Genomic DNA, 19,421 nt, shown 5'->3' with positions numbered 1-19,421 from the left:
TGTACTGGTGGGAGCTTCACCATGTTGAACACCCTTCTTCCAATCCTGTTGTTCGCAGCCCTGGCCCTTGCGGTGCTGGGTGCGTTGCGGCGGGTGGCCATGTGGCGTCGGGGCCGGGCCTCGAAGGTCGATCTGCTCGGCGGCCTGTTCGCCATGCCCAAGCGTTACATGGTCGATCTGCACCACGTGGTGGCGCGGGACAAATACATCGCCAACACCCACGTCGCCACGGCCGGTGGTGCGGTGGCGTCGATCGTGCTGGCGATTCTGGTGCACGGTTTCGGCCTGCATAACCGCATCCTCGGCTATGCGCTGCTGCTGATGACGGCGGTGATGTTCGTCGGTGCGCTCTTCGTTTATCGGCGCCGGCTCAATCCGCCGGCACGGTTGTCGAAAGGCCCGTGGATGCGCCTGCCGAAAAGCCTGCTGGCTTTCTCCGCCTCGTTCTTCCTGGTGACCCTGCCGGTGGCAGGAATTCTCCCGGAGAACTTCGGCGGCTGGCTGCTGGCGGCGATTCTCGGGCTCGGCGTTTTGTGGGGCGTGTCGGAGCTGTTCTTCGGCATGACTTGGGGCGGGCCGATGAAGCACGCCTTCGCCGGCGCCCTGCACCTGGCTTGGCACCGCCGCGCCGAGCGCTTTGGCGGCGGTCGTTCCACCGGTTTGAAACCGCTGGATCTGAATGATCCAAGCGCGCCGCTCGGCGTGGAAAAACCCAAGGATTTCACCTGGAACCAGTTGCTCGGTTTTGACGCCTGCGTGCAGTGCGGCAAGTGCGAAGCGGCGTGCCCGGCCTTCGCTGCCGGCCAGCCGCTGAACCCGAAAAAGCTGATTCAGGACATGGTCGTCGGCCTCGCTGGCGGCACTGACGCGAAGTTTGCCGGTAGCCCGTACCCCGGCAAACCAATCGGTGAGCACAGCGGCAATCCGCATCAACCTATCGTCAATGGTCTGGTCGATGCCGAAACCCTGTGGTCGTGCACCACCTGCCGCGCCTGCGTCGAGGAATGCCCGATGATGATCGAGCACGTCGACGCCATCGTCGACATGCGCCGCCACCTGACGCTGGAAAAAGGCGCGACCCCGAACAAGGGTGCCGAGGTCCTGGAAAACCTCATCGCCACTGACAACCCCGGCGGTTTCGCTCCGGGCGGGCGGATGAACTGGGCGGCGGATCTGAACCTCACTCTGCTTAGCGAAAAGAAATCCACCGACGTGCTGTTCTGGGTCGGCGACGGTGCCTTCGACATGCGTAACCAGCGCACCTTGCGTGCGTTCGTCAAAGTGCTGAAAGCCGCGAAGGTCGACTTCGCCGTACTCGGCCTCGAAGAACGTGACAGCGGTGACGTGGCCCGGCGTTTAGGCGACGAAGCGACCTTCCAGCTGCTCGCCAAACGCAATGTCCAGACCCTGGCCAAATACAGCTTCAACCGCATCGTCACCTGCGATCCGCATAGCTTCCATGTGCTGAAAAACGAGTACGGCGCGTTCGACGGCAACTACCTGGTGCAGCACCACAGCACCTACATGGCGGAAATCATCCAGGCCGGTGCGCTCAATCTCGGTCAGCACAAAGGCAACAGCGTGACCTACCACGACCCGTGCTACCTCGGCCGCTACAACGGCGAGTACGAGGCGCCGCGTGAAGTGCTGCGCGCCCTCGGCATCGAGGTCAAAGAGATGCAACGTTCCGGCTTCCGTTCGCGCTGCTGCGGCGGCGGTGGCGGCGCGCCGATCACCGATATTCCGGGCAAGCAGCGGATTCCCGACATGCGCATGGATGACATCCGCGAGACCGGCGCCGAGCTGGTGGCAGTAGGTTGTCCACAGTGCACGGCGATGCTCGAGGGTGTGGTCGAACCGCGTCCGCTGATCAAGGACATCGCCGAACTGGTGGCCGACGCGCTGCTCGAAGACGCCGCGCCGAACAAGCCGACTGCACCGGCCAAACGTGAACCTGCGGAGGCCCACTGATGAGCGACATTATCCGCCGCGACCCGCGCGCCGAATGGATTGCGCGTAACCGCCTGCATCCGCTGCACGCGGCCATGCAACCGGCGCAACACAGCTGGATGGGCCCCAATGGCGTCATCCGCAAGAACCTGCACGGCATCGGATTCATCGGCCCCAACGGCATCAAGCGTATCGATCGCAGCGGCGCGCAACAGGGCGGGGCGGTCAAACGTTCGGCCACGGTTGAAGTGCAGTTGCCGCTGCATCAGGTGCCAGCCCCGGCGTTCTACATCAGCGTGGTGCCGGACATGGTCGGCGGCCGCCTGAGCAGCCACGACCGCGACTTGCTCGGCCTGGCTCATCAACTGGCCGGCAACGACGGCGCGGTGCTGGCGGTGGTGTTTGGCGAGCACAAAGAGAACGCCTTCGCCACGGCCGGCGTCGATCGCTTGCTGGTACTGGAGGGCGACCAATTCAGCGGTTATGCACCGGAGCAACGGGTGCAGGGCCTGCGGGCTGTGGATAACCAGTTCAATCCGCGCCACTGGCTGCTGCCGGACAGCCGCAGCGGTGGCGGCGAACTCGGTCGGCGTTTTGCCGCGGCACTGGGCGAACGGCCGGCAACGCGAGTCTGGCAGGTCAAGGATCAGGAATGCATCGGTCGCGCTGGCGCGGGCCTGCAAGACCTGGCGCGACCGGTCGCACGTTTGATTCTGGCCGCAGCCGAATGCGCGGAACCGGTCAGCGAAACCCGTCATGAGGCGCTGCCGGTGGAGTTATCCACAACGGTGGCGCGCAGCCTGTCGCGGATCGAGGATCTTGGCGCGGTCGCGGTGGACCCGGCGGCGATTCCGATGGCCGAGGCCGAATTCATTTTCTCCGGCGGCAACGGGGTCAAGGACTGGGCGCTGTTCCACCAGACCGCTGCGGCGCTCGGTGCCACCGAAGGCGCCTCGCGGGTGGCGGTGGACGACGGCTTCATGGCCCGTGATCGGCAGGTCGGCGCGTCCGGCACTTGGGTCACCGCGCGGGTTTACGTGGCTGTGGGTATCTCCGGGGCGATCCAGCACCTGCAGGGCATCGGTGCCTGCGACAAGGTGGTGGCGATCAACCTCGACCCCGGTTGCGACATGATCAAACGCGCCGACCTGTCGGTGATTGGCGAGAGCGCGGAAATTCTTCAGGCCTTGATCGCGGCGGTAGCGGCTTACCGCAACGAAGCCAAGCGCGATGCGGCTTAAGGAACGGGTTATGAGCACAAAGATCATCAGTCTGGTTTCCATCGGTGCCCACCCGACCTCGGGCCGGCCACGCCGCGCCGAACAGGACGCCCGCGCCGTGGAACTGGGCCTGCAACTGGCTGGGGATAACCTGCAGGTGCTGCACGCCGGAGATGTCGCGGAACCGGCGCTGCGCGCCTATCTGGGCATGGGCCTGGAACAGCTGCATGTGCTGGAGCAACCCGCTGGCGCCGACGCCTTGCCGGCGCTGACCGCGTATCTGCGTGATGCCGGCGCCCAGGTAGTGCTGACCGGCAGTCAGGCGGAAACCGGCGAAGGCTCGGGCATGTTGCCGTTCTTGCTCGCCGAAGGGCTGGGCTGGCCGCTGGTGGTCGGGCTGGCGCAGGTCGAGTCGATCAATGATGGTTCGGCGCTGGTGCTGCAAGCCTTGCCCCGTGGGCAGCGGCGGCGGTTGAAGGTGAAGCTGCCGTTTCTGGCGACTGTGGATAACGCCGCGCCCAAACCTCGACAGAGTGCCTACGGTCCGGCGCGACGCGGAGTTTTGCAGGCTGAAGACATCGAAGTGGTGGACGATGAGTTGCTCGCGATTGCCACCTTGCAACCGGCCAAGCCACGGCCGAAACGTTTGAAGGTGATCAAGGCCAAAAGCGGTGCCGACCGCATGAAAGCGGCGACGGCCAAGGCCAGCGGTGGTGGTGGGCAAGTGCTCAAGGGCGTTACAGCGCAGGCCGGGGCGGAAGCGATCCTCAAACTCCTGATCGAAGAAGGCGTCGTTCGCTAGCCACGATCTTCCAGACACTGAACACCCCCTGTGGGAGCGGGCTTGCTCGCGAAAGCGTCGTTTCAGCTGCATCAAAGTTGAATGACCCACCGCTTTCGCGAGCAAGCCCGCTTGTGTCTGAGTAAGGGAATAAACTCTGGGGTGAGAGGGGTGGATGGCAAGCTGTGAGTCCGCGGTGCTTGAAGCACGAGTGGGAGCAAAGCTGCCATCCACCTTTCTACTCTGGCCCATAAGCCCGAACAGTTGGACGAGCGCCACTCGAATCACAAGCGTGGGCAAAGCCAGAGCACTCTCACTTCTGAGTGTAAGAGGGTTTTGCCATGATTTCCTGGGTCGGCATCGATATCTCCAAATCCAATCTGGTCGTCTGGGTTCAACCACAGAAAGACGGCTTTGAAGTTCCCAATACCGTTGAAGGCTTTGATGTGCTGGTCGCGCGTTTAGGTCAGTACACGGTTGGCCGCGTGTTGCTGGAAGCCACAGGCGGCTATGAACGCAAGGTCATGGCGGCATTGCAGCAGGCAAGTTTCAGCGTGTTGAGGATCAATCCTCGCCGGGCCAGAGCCTTTGCCGTAGCAATGGGCAAGAACGCCAAAACCGATCCCATCGACGCGGCGGTTCTCGCCGATTTTGCCGAAGCGCTGCATGCGTCTCGCGAAAAGCCCATCTCGCCTGAGCGTGAAGCCCTGCGCGAGTTGATTCAATTACGCGAGCACTTCGTCCAGCAGCGCGACGACAACAAGCGCCGGCTGCAGCAGGCCCAGTTGCCTGCGGTTGTAGAGGCGATCAGGGACCATATTCGCTACCTGCAAACCCAGATCAAGCAGCTCGGCAAAGCCATCGATCAAAGCATGCGTGAGCTGGATGCGGAAAAAGCCGATCGGCTTATCTCCGTCAAAGGCATCGGCACTGTGGCGACCGCCAGCTTGTTGGTTTATCTGCCCGAACTCGGCGAGCTGGATCGCAGGGAGATCGCCGCACTGGCGGGAATCGCCCCCTACAACGACGACAGTGGAAATCACAGCGGGAAACGTCAGATTTACGGAGGGAGAGCGCGCGTCAGACGTGCGCTTTACATGTCGTGCTGGGTCGTTATCCGCCATCAAGCCGACTTCAAGGCCCGTTATGAATCCTTAAGAGAACGGGGCAAGAGCGCGAAAGTCGCGCTCATCGCCTGTATGCGAATACTGCTGATCAGACTGAATGCCATGCTGCGAGACGGCACAGAGTGGCGGTGACGAACGGTGGCAGTAAGACAGTTGCTCCCACATTGGTTAAGGGGCAGCAGATCTCAGTGTGTTTACCCACAATCCCTGTTGGCGGATCTGTGGATAACGTGTTCGCCCATCCCTGCACACCACGCCAATCAAGCCTTCCAGGCTCCAGCTCAAAAAACAACCAGCCTAAGTCACGGTTTTACCGGGCTTTTTCTCCTGAATAACTTCAAGAGTTGCCCCCAATCTCTGTTGGCGCTTCTGTGGACAAGATGTTCGCTGTCCGCTGCAAGCCATATAAAACGTGGCCTGTATAGGATTGTTCAATAATTGATCGATTAAGCTTTTAAAGCTGATAATCCCCGTGTAAACCGCGATTTCACACAGCCCTCAGCGCTTTTCCACAGCCGCCGCGAAGTTACCCCCGAACTCTGTTGGTGCTTCTGTGGATAACGTGTTCGCCATCCTCTACAAGCCATGAAAAACGTGGCTTACAAAGACTTGATCAAAAAATAGCCAATGTGTCTGGCAAACCATCATTCTGGATAAGTCACGATTTTTCTTCACAAATCAGCGAGTTATTTTTCCAGTCATCCACAGTTACCCCCAATTGCTGTGGGCGGTTATGTGGATAACTTGTTTGCCAAACCCTGCAGGCCCCGTCGGGCATAGTCCAAACAGCAATTGATCAGATTTCATACAGTTCTAAACCGTTGCCTTGACTTCGATTCCTGCGCTGTCTTCACTGCAATGGCACAAGGACAGCCGTCACTTATCCACATCAGGTTCTGGGAGAACGCATGATGGATAGCCGCCCACACCGCCATCCCCCCTCGCCACGCAAGCGCACGTTACGTCGTGCGGCCAATCAACGCGCTCGTCTGTAGCGACCTCCTGCTTTAACCGCTGTGCTGTCGCCGGGCTCGACCCGGAGGCCAGGTGCCCGTTCGCCCATAGATTGCAGGCAACCGCAGAGTTGCCCCATCTGCCTGAGAAGAGGAACACCCTCATGACACGCATCGCAACGCCCATCAGCGAGATCAAGGAACACTACGACGTGATCGTCATCGGCTCCGGTTATGGCGGCGGCATTGCTGCGTCGCGCCTGTCCCGGGCCGGCAAGCAGGTGTGCCTGCTCGAACGCGGGCGGGAAATCCAGCCCGGTGAATACCCCAACACCATGATCGCCGCGACCGAAGAGTTGCAGGTGCATGACCCGGACGGCCACATCGGCTCGCGCACCGGGCTGTTCGATCTGCACGTCAACGCCCAGCAGAACGTGGTGGTCGGCTGCGGCCTCGGCGGTACATCGCTGATCAACGCCAATGTTTCCCTGGAGCCGGAACCCGGGGTGTTCGAGGATCCACGCTGGCCGCAGGCGGTACGCGAGCACCGCGACACGCTGCTCAAGGACGGTTACGCCCGTGCCCGGGAAATGCTCAAGCCTAATCCGTACCCGAACAGCGCACCGAACCTGCCCAAGCTCGACGCCAACAAAAAGTCTGCGGACTACCTCAAGCAAGGCGCGCATTTCTACAAGCCACCGATCAACGTGACCTTCGACAAACTGCCGAACAACCTCAACCACGTCGGCGTCGAGCAACTGCCGTGCAACCAGTGCGGCGACTGCGTCTCGGGCTGTAACAACAAGGCCAAGAACACCACATTGATGAATTATCTGCCGGATGCCTGGAACCATGGCGCGGAGATTTTCTGCCAGGCTGAGGTGCGGCATCTGGAGCGCGACGGCGATGGCTGGATCGTGCACTTCCAGTACCTCGACAGCGGGCGCGAGAAATTCGACGCGCCGACGCTGTTCGTGAAGGCCGATATCGTCGTGGTCTCCGCCGGCACCCTCGGCTCTACCGAGATCCTTCTGCGTTCGCGGGACAAGGGTCTGGTGATGTCCGGTCAGCTCGGCGAGAACATGAGCGGCAACGGTGACATTCTCGGCTTCGGCCACAACTGCGAGCAGACCATCAACGGCATCGGTTTCGGTGCGCATTCGGCCAAGGAACTGCAACCGGTCGGCCCGTGCATCACCTCGATCATCGACATGCGCACCGAAGGTGACTGGCGCAGCCGCATGGTCATCGAGGAAGGCTCGATCCCCGGCGCCCTCGGCCGGCCGATGGTACCGGCGATGGCCGGGTTTGCCGAGATGATCGGCAAGGCCACGGACGACAGTTTCAGCGGCAAGCTCGGCTACAAGGAGCGCGAGGCCGAGAGCTTCCTGCGCGGGCCGTATTATGGCGCGCTGCACAACATGCAGACCTACCTGATCATGAGCCACGACAGCGGCCAGGGCCGGATGATTCTCGACAACAAGGACCAGTTGCGCATCGACTGGCCGGGTGTCGGCGAGCAGGAAAACTTCAAACTCGGCAATGAGCGTCTGTACCAGAGCACCAAGGCGTTGGGCGGGGTGTGGGTGGAGAATCCGATCTGGACCAGGCTGCTCAAGCACAGCATCGTCTCGGTGCATCCGCTGGGCGGTTGCGTGATGGGCGAAGACGCGACGCAAGGCGTGGTCAATCACAAGGGCCAGGTGTTCAGCGGCGCGGCCGGCACCGATGTTTACGCCAGTCTGTACGTGACCGACGGCGCGGTGATCCCGACCTCGCTGGCGGTCAATCCGCTGCTGACCATCTCCGCCGTGAGCGAGCGCAACATGGGCCTGCTCGCCGCTGACCGTGGTTGGCAGATCGACTACACGCTGCCGTCGGCACCGCGCAAACAGGTGGCACCACCGACTCTCGGCGTACAGTTCACCGAAACCATGAAAGGCTATTTCTCCCGCGCCTTCACCGCCGCGCAAAGCACCGATCTGAAAGTCTACGAAGCGGCGGCCAAACGAGGTGAGGCAGATAATTCGCCGATCGACTTTACCCTGACCATCACCGCCAACGACCTCAACCGGATGATCAAGGAACCGGAGCACGCCGCGACCATTGTCGGTACGGTCAATGCCCCGGCGCTGTCGCCGCAACCGCTGACCGCCAGCAACGGCGTGTTCAATCTGTTCGAACAATTCGAGCAGCAGGTCGACACACGGCACATGAAATACGACATGAAACTGACCGCCGAGGACGGCAACGACTATTTCTTCAGCGCCTTCAAAACCGTGCCGGAAGACAACGGCGTGCTGAACATCTGGCACGACACCAGCACCCTATACGTGACGCTGTATCGCGGGCCGGACAAGTCGGGCGAGGTGATCGGCTCCGGGGTGATGCACATTCATCCGACCGATTTCGCCAAGCAGATGACCACCATGAAAGTGCTCAATGCGCGTACCGAGCGCGAGCGCATCGAAGGTTTGGCGCGCTTCGGCAAGTTCTTCGCCGGGATTCTCTGGGAGAGTTACGGCGGGGTCTTCGCTGGCGATATCTACTTCAACCCCGACGCGCCGCCACGCCTGAAACGGCCACTGGATGCGCCGATCCCGGCGGTGCATTTCTTCCCTACCGAGGACGGCGTCGAGCTGCGCCTGACCCGTTATCAGGCCGGTAGCAAAGGCCCGGTGATGCTGGTGCATGGCCTGGGTGTCGGCTCGAATATCTTTTCCACCGACACCATCCAGACCAACCTGCTGGAGTACCTGTGCAAGCACGACTATGACGTGTGGCTGCTGGATTTCCGGGTGAGCATTCTGCTGCCGGCGAGCAAGAAAGAGTGGAATGGCGACCAGATCGCCCAGTACGACTTCAAGGCTGCCATTGCGCAAATTCAGCAGGAGACGCAGGCCAAAGACGTGCAGTGCGTGGTGCATTGCTACGGCGCGACGACATTCTTCATGTCGTTGCTGGCAGGGCTGCAGGGTGTGCGCTCGGTGGTCTGCTCGCAGATTGCCGCTGACACTGTGGTTGCCACGGCTACCGGGTTGAAGGCTGGTCTGCACTTGCCGGGCATGCTCGATGCCATCGGTATCAAATCGATGACGGCTTACGCCGACAGCAAGGAGAACTGGTTCAACCGCCTCTACGACAAGGCCCTCAACGGCTACGCGCGGATCGAGGCGCAGGGTTATTGCACCAACCCGGTGTGCCACCGCATCAGCTTTATGTACGCCTCGCTGTATCGCCACGACACGCTCAATGAAACCCTGCACGACAACCTGCACGAGCTGTTCGGCGAGTCGAACATCGAGACCTTCGAGCACCTGGCGCTGATCGTGCGCAAAGGGCATCTGGTGGATTTCAAAGGCAACGATGTGTACATGCCGCACTTCGAGCGGCTGACAATGCCGATCTGCTTTATCAGCGGCGCGGAGAACCAGTGTTACCTGCCGGAAAGCACGCTCAAGACCTACCAGCGAGTCTGCGAAGCCCACGGGCCGGAGCGCTACAGCCGGCACGTAGTGCCGGGTTACGGCCACATCGACTGCATGTTCGGCAAGAACGCGGTGGTGGATGTGTATCCGATCATCCTTGAACACCTGGAGAAGACGGCCCTCGGCTGACTGCAGACCGAGTCGACCGCTTCGCGAGCAGGCTCGCTCCCACAGGGTTTTGTGCCAGTCCCAAAAACCAGTGGGCATCCCCAATCCAATGTGGGAGCGCGCCTGCTCGCGAAAGCGGTGCATCTGGCACAACACCTCTCAGGTCTGCACAAGGAAATGGATGATATGGACAGCTACATCCGCTGGTTTCAACGCTTCATCTGGATCGGCATTGCGATGAACATGGTGTTCGCGATCCCGGCGCTGTTCGCGCCGGGATTGCTGACATCGGTGGTCGGTCTGCCGCCGCAACTCTCCGACCCGTGGCTGGAGAACGCCGGGATGCTGCTGGTGGGCATCAGCGTGTTTTACATGCCGTCGGGCTTCAGTGCGCCGCGCTATGTGGTGCATTCCTGGCTGTGCGTGCTGACGCGGCTGATCGCCGTGATGTTCTGGATTTACCTGATCAATACGAGCATTCAGGGTTCGGTGTTCGTGCCGATGCTGATGGGCGATCTGAGCTTCTTCCTGATCCTCGGTATTCTGCTGTACCTCGGCACCACGCCCGCGAACCGGCCATGGGCGCTGCTGTGCGACGGCTGGCGCGAGTGGCGCGCGGCCTGGGCGCGGCAATGGCAGAGCCATGCCTTCAAGATCGGTACCTTGGTCGTACTGGCGCTGCTCGGTTTCATTGGGTACCAGACCTGGTACCAGATGCTGCGGGTGGTGCCGGAGCAGGAGTACGCCTCCGACGAAGATCACTACAAATACGCCGCCATCGGCCTGGGCATCGAAGCGCGGATCCCGTATTACCTGTTCGCCGTGCTGCCGCAGATGTGCCCGGAAAAACTGCCCAAACCCGGCGGCTGGGAAGTCTTCGGCTTTCTCTATGAGAACGGCAAGGAGCTGCCGATCGGCATGGCCAAGTGGCAGATCGGTTACCCGACGGTAGAGCCGAACTGCGCGCTGTGCCACACCGGTTCCTACCGGGCCAATGCCAGCGACGTCGCGGTCAATGTGCCGAGCGCGCCGGCCAACACCCTGCAACTGCAGGCCTTCCAGTGGTTCGCCTACGATTGCGCCAGCGACCCGAAATTCACCACCGACGCGGTGATGGCGGCGATCAACGGCAAATTCCAGCTGGGTTTTTTCGAGAAGCTCTATAACCGCTACCTGATTATCCCGATGGCGAAAAGCGCCTTGCTCAAGCAGAAGCAGGCCTACGCCTGGCAGAAGCTGCGTCCGCAACAGGGCCCGGGCCGCACCGACACCTTCAACCCGACGAAAATGGTGGTGTTCGGCTTCCCGGATGACTCGACCATCGGCACCGTCGACCTGCCGCAAGTGTGGAACCAGAAGCCGCGGGAATCGATGTACCTGCACTGGGACGGCAATAACAACAAGATCCACGAACGCAACTACGCCGCCGCGATGGCCGTGGGCGCGACCCCGGAATCGGTGCTGCCGCCGAGCTTCAACCGAGTGACCAACTGGCTGCTCGGGCACAAGGCGCCGGCGTGGCCGTGGGCGCTGGATCAGGCGAAAGTCGCGCAAGGCAAACCGATCTGGGATGCCAATTGCGCCGCGTGCCACGACTTCGGGCGCGCCGATACCGGGCAGGTCACCACCAACATCGATCAACTGGGCACCGATCCACATCGGCTCGACTCGTTCACCACCGGTCTGGTGACGGCGTTCCACACCTTCAAGAAACCGCCGTTCGACTTCGGCGCGTATCGCAAGACCCAGAGCTACAGCAACACGCCGACTGACGGTATCTGGCTGCGCGCGCCGTACCTGCACAACGGTTCGGTGCCGACCCTGTGGGATCTGCTGCAACCGCCGGAAAAACGTCCGGTGGTGTTCATCACCGGCTCCGACGTCTACGACCCGGTCAACGTCGGTTTCGTCACCACGGGCGCTCAAGCCAAAGCCTCGGCGGATTTCAAATACGACACCCGACTGGAGGGCAACCACAACAGCGGTCACCTGTATGGCACCACGCTGTCGGACGACGACAAACGTGCGTTGATCGAATTCATGAAAACCCTGTGAGCCCTTACGGATAGAGGATTACGCCATGTCACTGGTCAGTCATTGGGAACACGAGTACGACAAGGTCAAACTGCGCATTCACGGCTTGTTCACGCGCATGGAAATGGCCTGGATGAAGCTCATCAGTGAACTGGAGCCCGAAGAGTTCCAGGCCATCATCAAGTTGCTTCAGCGCGGTCACGATCAGGCGCAGTACGTGCTGAAAAACGGTGAGTTGCCGGGCGACGAGCCGGCGGTGCCGTGGGAGTTGTCTCATGGCCTGTCGATTTTGCGCATCGGCAATGCCACGCCGTTGCCGCAATCGCCCGATCAACTGGCAACCCGGGTGCTGCAGGACGGCAGTCTGCTGGGGTGTCGCAAGTGGGAGTTGCTCGACCTGCTGTGGAGCGAGGCATTGCTCAAGTGGATTGAAAACCTGCGCCATCACGCGACCTTCGGCACTGACCCGGCGGTGGTGCAGATGGAGCGCGACGTGACCCTGGCGATTGCCGGCGACTGGGGCACCGGCCCCTTCGACAGTCATGCGCCGGCGGTTTCAGTCGCCAACCAGATGCAACTGGCGCAAGCGGATTTCACCATCCATCTGGGCGACGTCTACTACGCCGGCAGCCATTCGCAGGAAGACGTCGACATGGCCGGTTGGCCGATGGGCAGCCACGGCTCGTTCACCCTCAACTCCAACCACGAGATGTACAGCGGCGCCCACGGCTATTTCAAGGAACTGGCCAAGCGCTTTCCGGGGCAGCAGGGCACCAGTTATTTCGCCTTGATCAACGACGACTGGCTGGTGGTCGGGCTGGATTCGGCGTATGCCTCGGACGCGATGAACCTGTACATGGATGGCACACTCAACGAGCCGCAGATCACCTGGATGAAAGCCCTGCCGAAACGCAAAAAGATCATGGTGCTCAGTCATCACCAGGGCTTCGATATTTCCGGACACCACCAGACCGCGCTGTATCAACCGGTGTGCGATGCCCTGGGGCGCGAGCCGGATTACTGGTATTGGGGGCATCTGCACAATGGCATCGTCTACGCCACCCAGGGCGGACTGCATGCGCGTTGTGCCGGGCACGGAGCGATTCCCTATGGCACCACCAGCGAGCTGAACGGGCATCCACGGATACTGTTTTCCGAGACCCAGGATGCGAAGGATCCGGACTATCCGCTGCGGGTGTTGAACGGGTACGCGAAAATCAGGTTGGTGGGGGAGGAGATTTTCGAGGAGTTTATTGGCGAGGATGGCAGTGTGAGGTGGTCATCCACATGACCGGGCGCCTGCGGTATCTGTACCGCAGGCCTTTTCATGCATTGAAAATATAAAAAACCTTAACTCCTCTTGTGCTGGCTAGTTAAAGGGTTTGGTTGTCGGTATATGCCGAATCAAAATAGAAACAGTTTCCGATAGTTCTATTGGCAAGTTTGACAGGTATGGTGGCTGCGACTTTACTTGGCTGCACGTGAGGAATTGAACAAAATTGTTCAGCAATAAATTCCGCCGGGTTCAATGCAGGAGTTTTTTTGTAATGGAGTACTTTTAGTCAATTTATTGGCTTTTTATCAAGAAACCCTACTTTGTGATTAATCCATTTCGGGATGGCGCTGCGAAAGCTGTTTAATTCGCGCGTATTTCATGTGGGATGCTGTTTGATAATTGCCGGAATTAAAAAGACAACGAGCAGTTGCATGGGCGGAGTATGAGTTTTTTGACGAGTGCTGTCTGCCGGTTTTATCAGCAGCATTTGTCTGCCGGGGCACAACACCAAGTGCGATAAATACAACACTACAAGGAGTTCCAAAATGTCTGAAGCAGCCAAGTCAAAAGTCAAGTCGGTCGCCGAAGCGGCCGTTCCTCCGTCGAAAGAGGCTTATGTCGAACTGCTGAACGAAATGCGCGTTCATGCCAAGAAACGCTCGTCGGGTGCGGCACGAGGCGTACTGATGGCTTCGCCACGCCTGCAACAGATTCACCTGCGCAGCCTTTATCTGAGTAATGGCGCCAATGATCCAGGTGTGAAAAGGCTGGAAAAAGAAGCCAGGGAAGCAGGAGAAGGACAGTCGAATCAATCGGAAAAAGGGCTGGTGAAAGCCACCGAAGCGTTCCAGAATTCCGGGTCGACCGATACCAAGTCCTACAAGGAAAAACTTGAGGAGCTGCGTAAACGTGACCAGAAGGCTGCCGAAGAGCGAATCGACAAAATCTACGACGCGGCCATCAATGAAGTTGACAAATTTCCGGCCAGTGCCGATGCGGTTATTGGTTTTATGGAAAACTTTGGCAATCTCTTTAATGGCGTACTCAACAAGATCGGTGACTTCTTTATCGAGATTGGCCAGAAGATCCTCAGTTGGCTGAAGAATGTCTGGGAGAAAATTACCAATACTTTCAATTCGGTCGTCAGTTGGATTGGAGGCTGGTTCTCCTGAAGCCATTTTATGGTCTGTGAGGTGTTTAATGATCAAACCATTTAAACCCATCGGGCCACCGCCGTTTATCGATCCTATTGAAGGCGAGTGGTGTCGCGCAATCAATCTTGAAGAAAATCGGGCGCTTGATGCAAATAAAGCAAAGCTCGATGCTCTTCGACTTCGCGACAAGAAACGAACCGAAGAAAAGATCGATGGTTTGTACGATGCGCTGCAAAGAAAAATCGACCCGGACTATAAACGTCCGCCGAGTGCCGCTGATGTGAACAATATCTTCGAGGCGGCGCAGAGCATCATCAGATCCTGGAACTGGTAACGGTGCCACGGCTGCAATAAAAAAACCGCGAGCGTGCTCGCGGTTTTTTATTGTCGGCACTGGCGATTTTCAACCCTGAACAGGCACGCCTTTGAGGTACGGCGCAGGCTCGGCCCCAAGGTTGCTCAGCATCCGCTCGCTGTACCAGTCGACAAAGTTGACCACGCCAAACTCATAGGTCTTGGAGTACGGCCCCGGCTGATAAGCCGTGGAGTTGATCCCGCGCTGGTTCTCTTCGGCCAGACGCCGGTCCTGATCGTTGGTCGCGTCCCACACCTGGCGCATGCGCTCGACGTCGTAATCCACGCCTTCGACCGCATCCTTGTGCACCAGCCATTTGGTGGTGACCATGGTTTCCTGGGCGCTGATCGGCCATACGGTGAAGACGATGATGTGGTCGCCCATGCAGTGGTTCCACGAGTGCGGCAGGTGCAGGATGCGCATCGAACCGAGATCCGGGTTCTTGATCCGGCCCATCAGTTTGGCGCAGCCCTGTTTGCCGTCCAGGGTCATCGACACGGTGCCCTTGAGCAGCGGCATGCGCACGATACGGTTGCGCAGGCCGAAACTGGCGTGGGCATAAGGGATCTTCTCGGCTTCCCACGCAGCAGCAGACGCGGCGACGTGATCCTTGAACGCCTGATCGGCGCGCGGGTCGGTGACGTCGTCCCATTCCAGCAGGGTTTTCAGCAGCTCCGGGTGCGACGCGTTGCAGTGGTAGCACTCGCGGTTGTTTTCCAGCACCAGTTTCCAGTTGGCCTTTTCCATCAAGGTGGTGGTGATCGCCACCTTGGTGTTCTCCATGTCGTACGGTTCCATGTAGTGGTTCAGCGTCGACAGGAAGTCATCGATGGCCGGCGGATTTTCCGCCAGGCTGATGAAGATGTAGCCGCCGGCAGTCTTCACGTTCACCGGTTTGAGGCCGTACTGCTTCATGTCGAAGTCGGCGCCCATCTCGGTGCCGGCGAACAGCAGGCGTCCGTCCAGTTCGTAGGTCCACTGGTGGTAGTGGCAGACCAGTTTGGCAACCTTGCCCTTTTCACTGGTGCACAGGCGCGAGCCACGGTGGCGGCAGACGTTATGGAAGGCATGCACCACGCCGTCGGCGCCACGGATGACGATGATCGGGTTCTTGCCGACCTGCAGGGTCAGGTAGTTGCCCTTGGCCGGGATCTCGCAGGTCATGCCGGCGATCAACCACTCTTTCTGGAAGATCTCCTGCATATCGATATCGAACAGGCGCTCGTCGCTGTAGAACGGCTGCGGCAGCGAAAAGGTGCGCTCGCGCTCCTGCAGCATCTGTGCGGTGGCCTTGCGTGCGGGTTCCAGCGGATCGCCCAGGCTGATTTTTGCGGTGACGTCCATCGATGTATTCCTCAAGGCCATCTGCGTGGCCGCGAAAGTGGCTGATCAGGGTTGCTACGCAAGGTGTAAAGAATTCGTCTTGGTGTGGGGCGAGTGTGGGGCCGACGCTGCCCGGAACCTTATCCATGGGCGACATGGTGCAATCTGTTCCCGACGCGCAACCCCCGGCGGTTGGGGGCTGGTCGCGATAAGTATGCCGATGTCGCGGATAGGTAAACGGACGGTTCACGCTATACGCAGAATCGCCACATGAAGGCCGACAGTCGGCCGTGGAGAACAGCATGTCCAACAGCTTCCTGAATCCGGTCACCACCCAGACCTGGGCCAATGGCCGACACATCGTCCGTTGCGTCAAAGTCATCCAGGAAACCTGGGACGTGCGCACCTTCTGTTTCATGGCCGACCAGCCGATCCTGTTCTTCTTCAAGCCCGGGCAGTTCGTGACCCTGGAGCTGGAAATCGACGGCCAGCCGATCATGCGTTCGTACACCATTTCCAGTTCGCCGTCGGTGCCGTACAGCTTCTCGGTGACCATCAAGCGTGTGCCGGGGGGCAAGGTCTCCAACTGGCTGCATGACACCCTGCATGAAGGCCAGGAGCTGGCAGTGCACGGCCCGGTCGGGCTGTTCAACGCCATCGACTTCCCGAGCCCGAAAGTGCTGTATCTCAGCGGCGGGGTGGGGATCACCCCGTGCATGTCGATGGCGCGCTGGTTCTACGACACCAATGCCAACGTCGACATGACCTTTATCCACAGCGCGCGCTCGCCGAAAGACATCATTTACCACCGCGAGCTGGAACACATGGCGTCGCGGATCGACAACTTCAGCCTGCACCTGATCTGCGAGAAACACGGGCTGGGCGAGCCGTGGGCCGGTTATCGCGGCTACCTCAATCACAAGATGCTCGAACTGATGGTGCCGGACTTCCTTGAGCGCGAAGTGTTCTGCTGCGGCCCGACGCCGTACATGAACGCGGTCAAGCGCCTGCTGGAAGTGGCCGGTTACGACATGTCGCGTTATCACGAGGAATCGTTCGGCGCCACGCCACCGGAAGCTCGTGCCGATGCGGTGGAGCAAGCCGAGCAGGCAGCCGATGCGCCGGAAATCGATGCGGCGGATCTGCATCAGGTCGAGTTCACCGCCTCCGGCAAGAGCATTCGCGTGGCACCGGGCGAAACCGTGCACGCGGCGGCGGCCAAGCTTGGCCTGATGATCCCGAAAGCTTGCGGTATGGGGATTTGCGGGACGTGCAAGGTGATGAAACTGGGGGGCGAGGTGGAGATGGAGCACAACGGCGGGATTACCGAGGACGACGAGGCGGAAGGGTTTATCTTGTCGTGCTGCAGCGTGCCGAAGGGCGACGTGCGCATCGAATTCTAGACCACTGCACAAATCCAATGTGGGAGCGAGCCTGCTCGCGAAGGCGGTGTGTCATTCAACATCTGTGCTGTCTGACACGGCCTCTTCGCGAGCAGGCTCGCTCCCACAGGGTTATGCGCTTCAATCGATAAACAGATCGGGCATCAGTGCGGCGTCGCTGTCCGGCTCGAACCGGTAATGCTTGAACTCAGTCACGCCGTGCTCACGCAAAATTTCTTCGTCGATAAGCAGCCGTCCAGTGATCTGTCGTGCGCTGCTTCCCAGAATCACATGCGCCGCATCCGCCATGATCGCCGGCGTACGCGCCTGCTTGAACGACTCGCGGTTGCCCAACTGGAATTCGATGGCGGCGGTGGCGATCATCGTCTGCGGCCACAGTGAATTGACGCTGATGCCGTAACTGGCGAACTCCTCGCTCATCCCGATCGTCAGCATGCTCATGCCGTATTTGGTCACGGTGTAGGGGCTGAACTGGGCAAACCACTTGTTCGCCATGTTCAGCGGTGGCGACAAGTTGAGGATGTGTCCGGCGGATTTCTTCAGATAGGGCAGGGCGGCCTGGCTGCACAGCAGTACCGCGCGGGTGTTGATCTGGTGCATCAGGTCGAAACGCTTGAGTTCGATGTGCTGCACGCCAGTCAACTTGATCGCCCCGGCGTTATTGACCAGCGCATCGATGCCGCCGAAATGCTCGTTGGCCTGGGCCAGCGCATGGCGCACCGCGTCTTCATCACGCACATCGACTTGCAGGGCCAATGCCTTGCCGCCAGCGGCTTCGACTTCCTTGGCTACGCTGTGGATGGTGCCGGGCAGTTTGGGATGGGCTTCGGCGCTTTTGGCCGCAATCACGATATTGGCCCCGCCTTTCGCGGCGCGCAGCGCAATCTCACGGCCGATGCCACGGCTGGCGCCGGTGATGAACAGGGTTTTGCCTTGTAGCGACATGCCGATGCTCCTGCTTGTTGTTATGTGAGCGGGGGGCTCGACAGACAATGTAGACCAAGAGGCAAACACGTAAGGTGGGGTGTAACTTTGTGGCGAGGGGATTTATCCCCGATGGCCTGCGCAGCAGGCCCAAAGTCTGAATCAGTCTCTGTCAGACAGAAACTCAATGGCAGGTTTTGGGGCTGCTGCGCAGCCTATCGGGGATAAATCCCCTCACCACAGGGGATCTTATCGGCTCAAGGAATCAGGCGGACATGACTTCGCGAATGTCGCGGGCCAGTTCGCGTACGCGTTCTTCTTCGGTGTCCCACGAGCACATGAAGCGTGCGCCGCCCTTGCCGATGAAGGTGTAGAAGCGCCAGTTTTTCGCGGTCAGCGCGGCGATGGCCGGTTCCGAGAGTTGCAGGAACACGCCGTTGGCCTGCACCGGGAACATCAGTTCCACGCCCGGAATGTCGCTGACCAGCTCGGCCAGCAATTGCGCGCAGTGGTTGGCGTGGCGGGCGTATTTGAGCCAGGCGTCGTTTTCGAGGATGCCGACCCACGGTGCCGAGAGGAAGCGCATTTTCGACGCCAGTTGCCCGGCCTGTTTGCAGCGGTAATCGAAGTCTTCGGCCAGTTTGTGGTTGAAGAACAGGATCGCTTCACCCACCGCCATGCCATTCTTGGTGCCGCCGAAGCACAGCACATCGACGCCGGCCTTCCAGGTCAGGTCGGCCGGCGAGCAGCCGAGGAACGCACAGGCGTTGGAGAAACGCGCGCCGTCCATGTGCAGGTGCAGGCCCAGCTCTTTGCAGGTGGCGCTGATGGCGCGGACTTCTTCCGGGGTGTACACGCTGCCGACCTCAGTGGCCTGGGTCAGGGTCACCACGCGCGGTTTCGGGTAGTGGATGTCCTGGCGCTTGAGCGCGACCTCACGGATCGACTGCGGGGTGATCTTGCCGTTTTCGGTGCCGGCGATCAGCAGTTTCGAGCCGTTGGAGAAAAATTCCGGGGCGCCGCATTCGTCGGTTTCGACGTGGGCGGTTTCCGAGCAGATCACGCTGTGGTAACTCTGGCACAGCGACGACAGCGCCAGCGAGTTGGCGGCGGTGCCGTTGAAGGCGAAAAACACTTCGCAGTCGGTTTCGAACAGCTTGCGGAAATGGTCGGCCGCACGTGCGGTCCATTCATCGTCGCCATAAGCGCGCTGGTGGCCGTGGTTGGCCTGTTCCATGGCGGCCCAGGCTTCAGGGCAGATACCGGAGTAGTTGTCGCTGGCGAATTGTTGGCTCTTGTCGGTCATGGCCGGCTTCCGTGGTCGA

The 19,421-nt window shown here is 60.1% G+C and carries 13 protein-coding genes; 10 read left to right on the top strand and 3 right to left on the bottom strand.

The features are described from left to right. The first annotated feature begins 21 nt into the window (after nt 1–21). The 9 genes from dgcB (at nt 22) to ACOYXG_RS24620 (ending at nt 14,425) form a co-directional block, all read left to right on the top strand. Nucleotides 22–1,971: a dimethylglycine demethylation protein DgcB gene (dgcB, locus tag ACOYXG_RS24660; RefSeq protein WP_183784893.1), complete on the top strand. Its 1,950-nt coding sequence runs from the start codon at nt 22–24 to the stop codon at nt 1,969–1,971. After that, a complete protein-coding gene (gene etfA / locus ACOYXG_RS24655) occupies nt 1,971–3,191 on the top strand; it encodes an electron transfer flavoprotein subunit alpha (RefSeq protein WP_097089050.1) in 1,221 nt (406 codons plus the stop codon). The genes dgcB and etfA overlap by 1 nt, the downstream gene beginning before the upstream one ends. A 10-nt stretch (nt 3,192–3,201) precedes the next feature. After that, the gene (etfB, locus tag ACOYXG_RS24650; protein ID WP_097089053.1) at nt 3,202–3,972 is read left to right on the top strand and encodes an electron transfer flavoprotein subunit beta; all 771 of its coding nucleotides are present in this window, start codon (nt 3,202–3,204) and stop codon (nt 3,970–3,972) included. A 320-nt stretch (nt 3,973–4,292) separates the two neighbouring features. Beyond that, nucleotides 4,293–5,210, top strand: a complete 918-nt coding sequence (locus tag ACOYXG_RS24645; protein WP_247269778.1) for an IS110 family transposase — start codon at nt 4,293–4,295, stop codon at nt 5,208–5,210. Between the two features lie 985 nt (nt 5,211–6,195). Further along, nucleotides 6,196–9,648: a GMC family oxidoreductase N-terminal domain-containing protein gene (locus tag ACOYXG_RS24640; RefSeq protein WP_460354467.1), complete on the top strand. Its 3,453-nt coding sequence runs from the start codon at nt 6,196–6,198 to the stop codon at nt 9,646–9,648. A 165-nt stretch (nt 9,649–9,813) separates the two neighbouring features. Beyond that, nucleotides 9,814–11,682 carry a c-type cytochrome gene (locus ACOYXG_RS24635; RefSeq protein WP_460354465.1) on the top strand — a complete coding sequence of 623 codons (1,869 nt, stop codon included), beginning with the start codon at nt 9,814–9,816 and terminating at the stop codon, nt 11,680–11,682. A gap of 25 nt (nt 11,683–11,707) precedes the next feature. Further along, complete coding sequence (locus ACOYXG_RS24630; protein WP_460354463.1) at nt 11,708–12,952, top strand: metallophosphoesterase family protein; 1,245 nt, start codon at nt 11,708–11,710, stop codon at nt 12,950–12,952. Nucleotides 12,953–13,482: 530 nt separating this feature from the next. Beyond that, nucleotides 13,483–14,109, top strand: a complete 627-nt coding sequence (locus ACOYXG_RS24625; RefSeq protein WP_064589562.1) for a hypothetical protein — start codon at nt 13,483–13,485, stop codon at nt 14,107–14,109. 28 nt (nt 14,110–14,137) lie between these two features. Next, nucleotides 14,138–14,425 carry a hypothetical protein gene (locus ACOYXG_RS24620; protein WP_064589561.1) on the top strand — a complete coding sequence of 96 codons (288 nt, stop codon included), beginning with the start codon at nt 14,138–14,140 and terminating at the stop codon, nt 14,423–14,425. A 69-nt stretch (nt 14,426–14,494) separates the two neighbouring features. On the opposite strand, the gene gbcA is transcribed toward ACOYXG_RS24620, so the two are convergent. Then, nucleotides 14,495–15,790 carry a glycine-betaine demethylase subunit GbcA gene (gbcA, locus tag ACOYXG_RS24615; protein WP_115986006.1) on the bottom strand — a complete coding sequence of 432 codons (1,296 nt, stop codon included), beginning with the start codon at nt 15,788–15,790 and terminating at the stop codon, nt 14,495–14,497. Nucleotides 15,791–16,071: 281 nt separating this feature from the next. On the opposite strand from gbcA, the gene gbcB reads away from it, so the two are divergent. Next, the gene (gene gbcB / locus ACOYXG_RS24610) at nt 16,072–17,172 is read left to right on the top strand and encodes a glycine-betaine demethylase subunit GbcB (protein ID WP_095187122.1); all 1,101 of its coding nucleotides are present in this window, start codon (nt 16,072–16,074) and stop codon (nt 17,170–17,172) included. Nucleotides 17,173–17,292: 120 nt separating this feature from the next. Here the strand turns inward: gbcB and ACOYXG_RS24605 are convergent, their stop codons facing one another. Both ACOYXG_RS24605 and ACOYXG_RS24600 read right to left on the bottom strand, forming a co-directional pair. After that, nucleotides 17,293–18,117, bottom strand: coding sequence for an SDR family oxidoreductase (locus tag ACOYXG_RS24605; RefSeq protein WP_460354458.1), 825 nt, complete (start codon nt 18,115–18,117; stop codon nt 17,293–17,295). Between the two features lie 244 nt (nt 18,118–18,361). Then, nucleotides 18,362–19,402, bottom strand: coding sequence for a threonine aldolase family protein (locus ACOYXG_RS24600; protein WP_016772826.1), 1,041 nt, complete (start codon nt 19,400–19,402; stop codon nt 18,362–18,364). Nucleotides 19,403–19,421 lie beyond the last annotated feature (19 nt).

The sequence above is a fragment of the Pseudomonas sp. G3-39 genome (genome assembly GCF_054790485.1).
This window is presented reverse-complemented; position numbering and strand designations above follow the sequence as displayed.

Excerpts from the sequence above, each read along its gene's own strand:
- dgcB (WP_183784893.1), top strand. The coding sequence starts at position 22 with ATGTTGAACACCCTTCTTCCAATCCTGTTGTTCGCAGCCCTGGCCCTT.
- etfA (WP_097089050.1), top strand. The coding sequence starts at position 1,971 with ATGAGCGACATTATCCGCCGCGACCCGCGCGCCGAATGGATTGCGCGT.
- etfB (WP_097089053.1), top strand. The coding sequence starts at position 3,202 with ATGAGCACAAAGATCATCAGTCTGGTTTCCATCGGTGCCCACCCGACC.
- ACOYXG_RS24645 (WP_247269778.1), top strand. The coding sequence starts at position 4,293 with ATGATTTCCTGGGTCGGCATCGATATCTCCAAATCCAATCTGGTCGTC.
- ACOYXG_RS24640 (WP_460354467.1), top strand. The coding sequence starts at position 6,196 with ATGACACGCATCGCAACGCCCATCAGCGAGATCAAGGAACACTACGAC.
- ACOYXG_RS24635 (WP_460354465.1), top strand. The coding sequence starts at position 9,814 with ATGGACAGCTACATCCGCTGGTTTCAACGCTTCATCTGGATCGGCATT.
- ACOYXG_RS24630 (WP_460354463.1), top strand. The coding sequence starts at position 11,708 with ATGTCACTGGTCAGTCATTGGGAACACGAGTACGACAAGGTCAAACTG.
- ACOYXG_RS24625 (WP_064589562.1), top strand. The coding sequence starts at position 13,483 with ATGTCTGAAGCAGCCAAGTCAAAAGTCAAGTCGGTCGCCGAAGCGGCC.
- ACOYXG_RS24620 (WP_064589561.1), top strand. The coding sequence starts at position 14,138 with ATGATCAAACCATTTAAACCCATCGGGCCACCGCCGTTTATCGATCCT.
- gbcA (WP_115986006.1), bottom strand. The coding sequence starts at position 15,790 with ATGGACGTCACCGCAAAAATCAGCCTGGGCGATCCGCTGGAACCCGCA.
- gbcB (WP_095187122.1), top strand. The coding sequence starts at position 16,072 with ATGTCCAACAGCTTCCTGAATCCGGTCACCACCCAGACCTGGGCCAAT.
- ACOYXG_RS24605 (WP_460354458.1), bottom strand. The coding sequence starts at position 18,117 with ATGTCGCTACAAGGCAAAACCCTGTTCATCACCGGCGCCAGCCGTGGC.
- ACOYXG_RS24600 (WP_016772826.1), bottom strand. The coding sequence starts at position 19,402 with ATGACCGACAAGAGCCAACAATTCGCCAGCGACAACTACTCCGGTATC.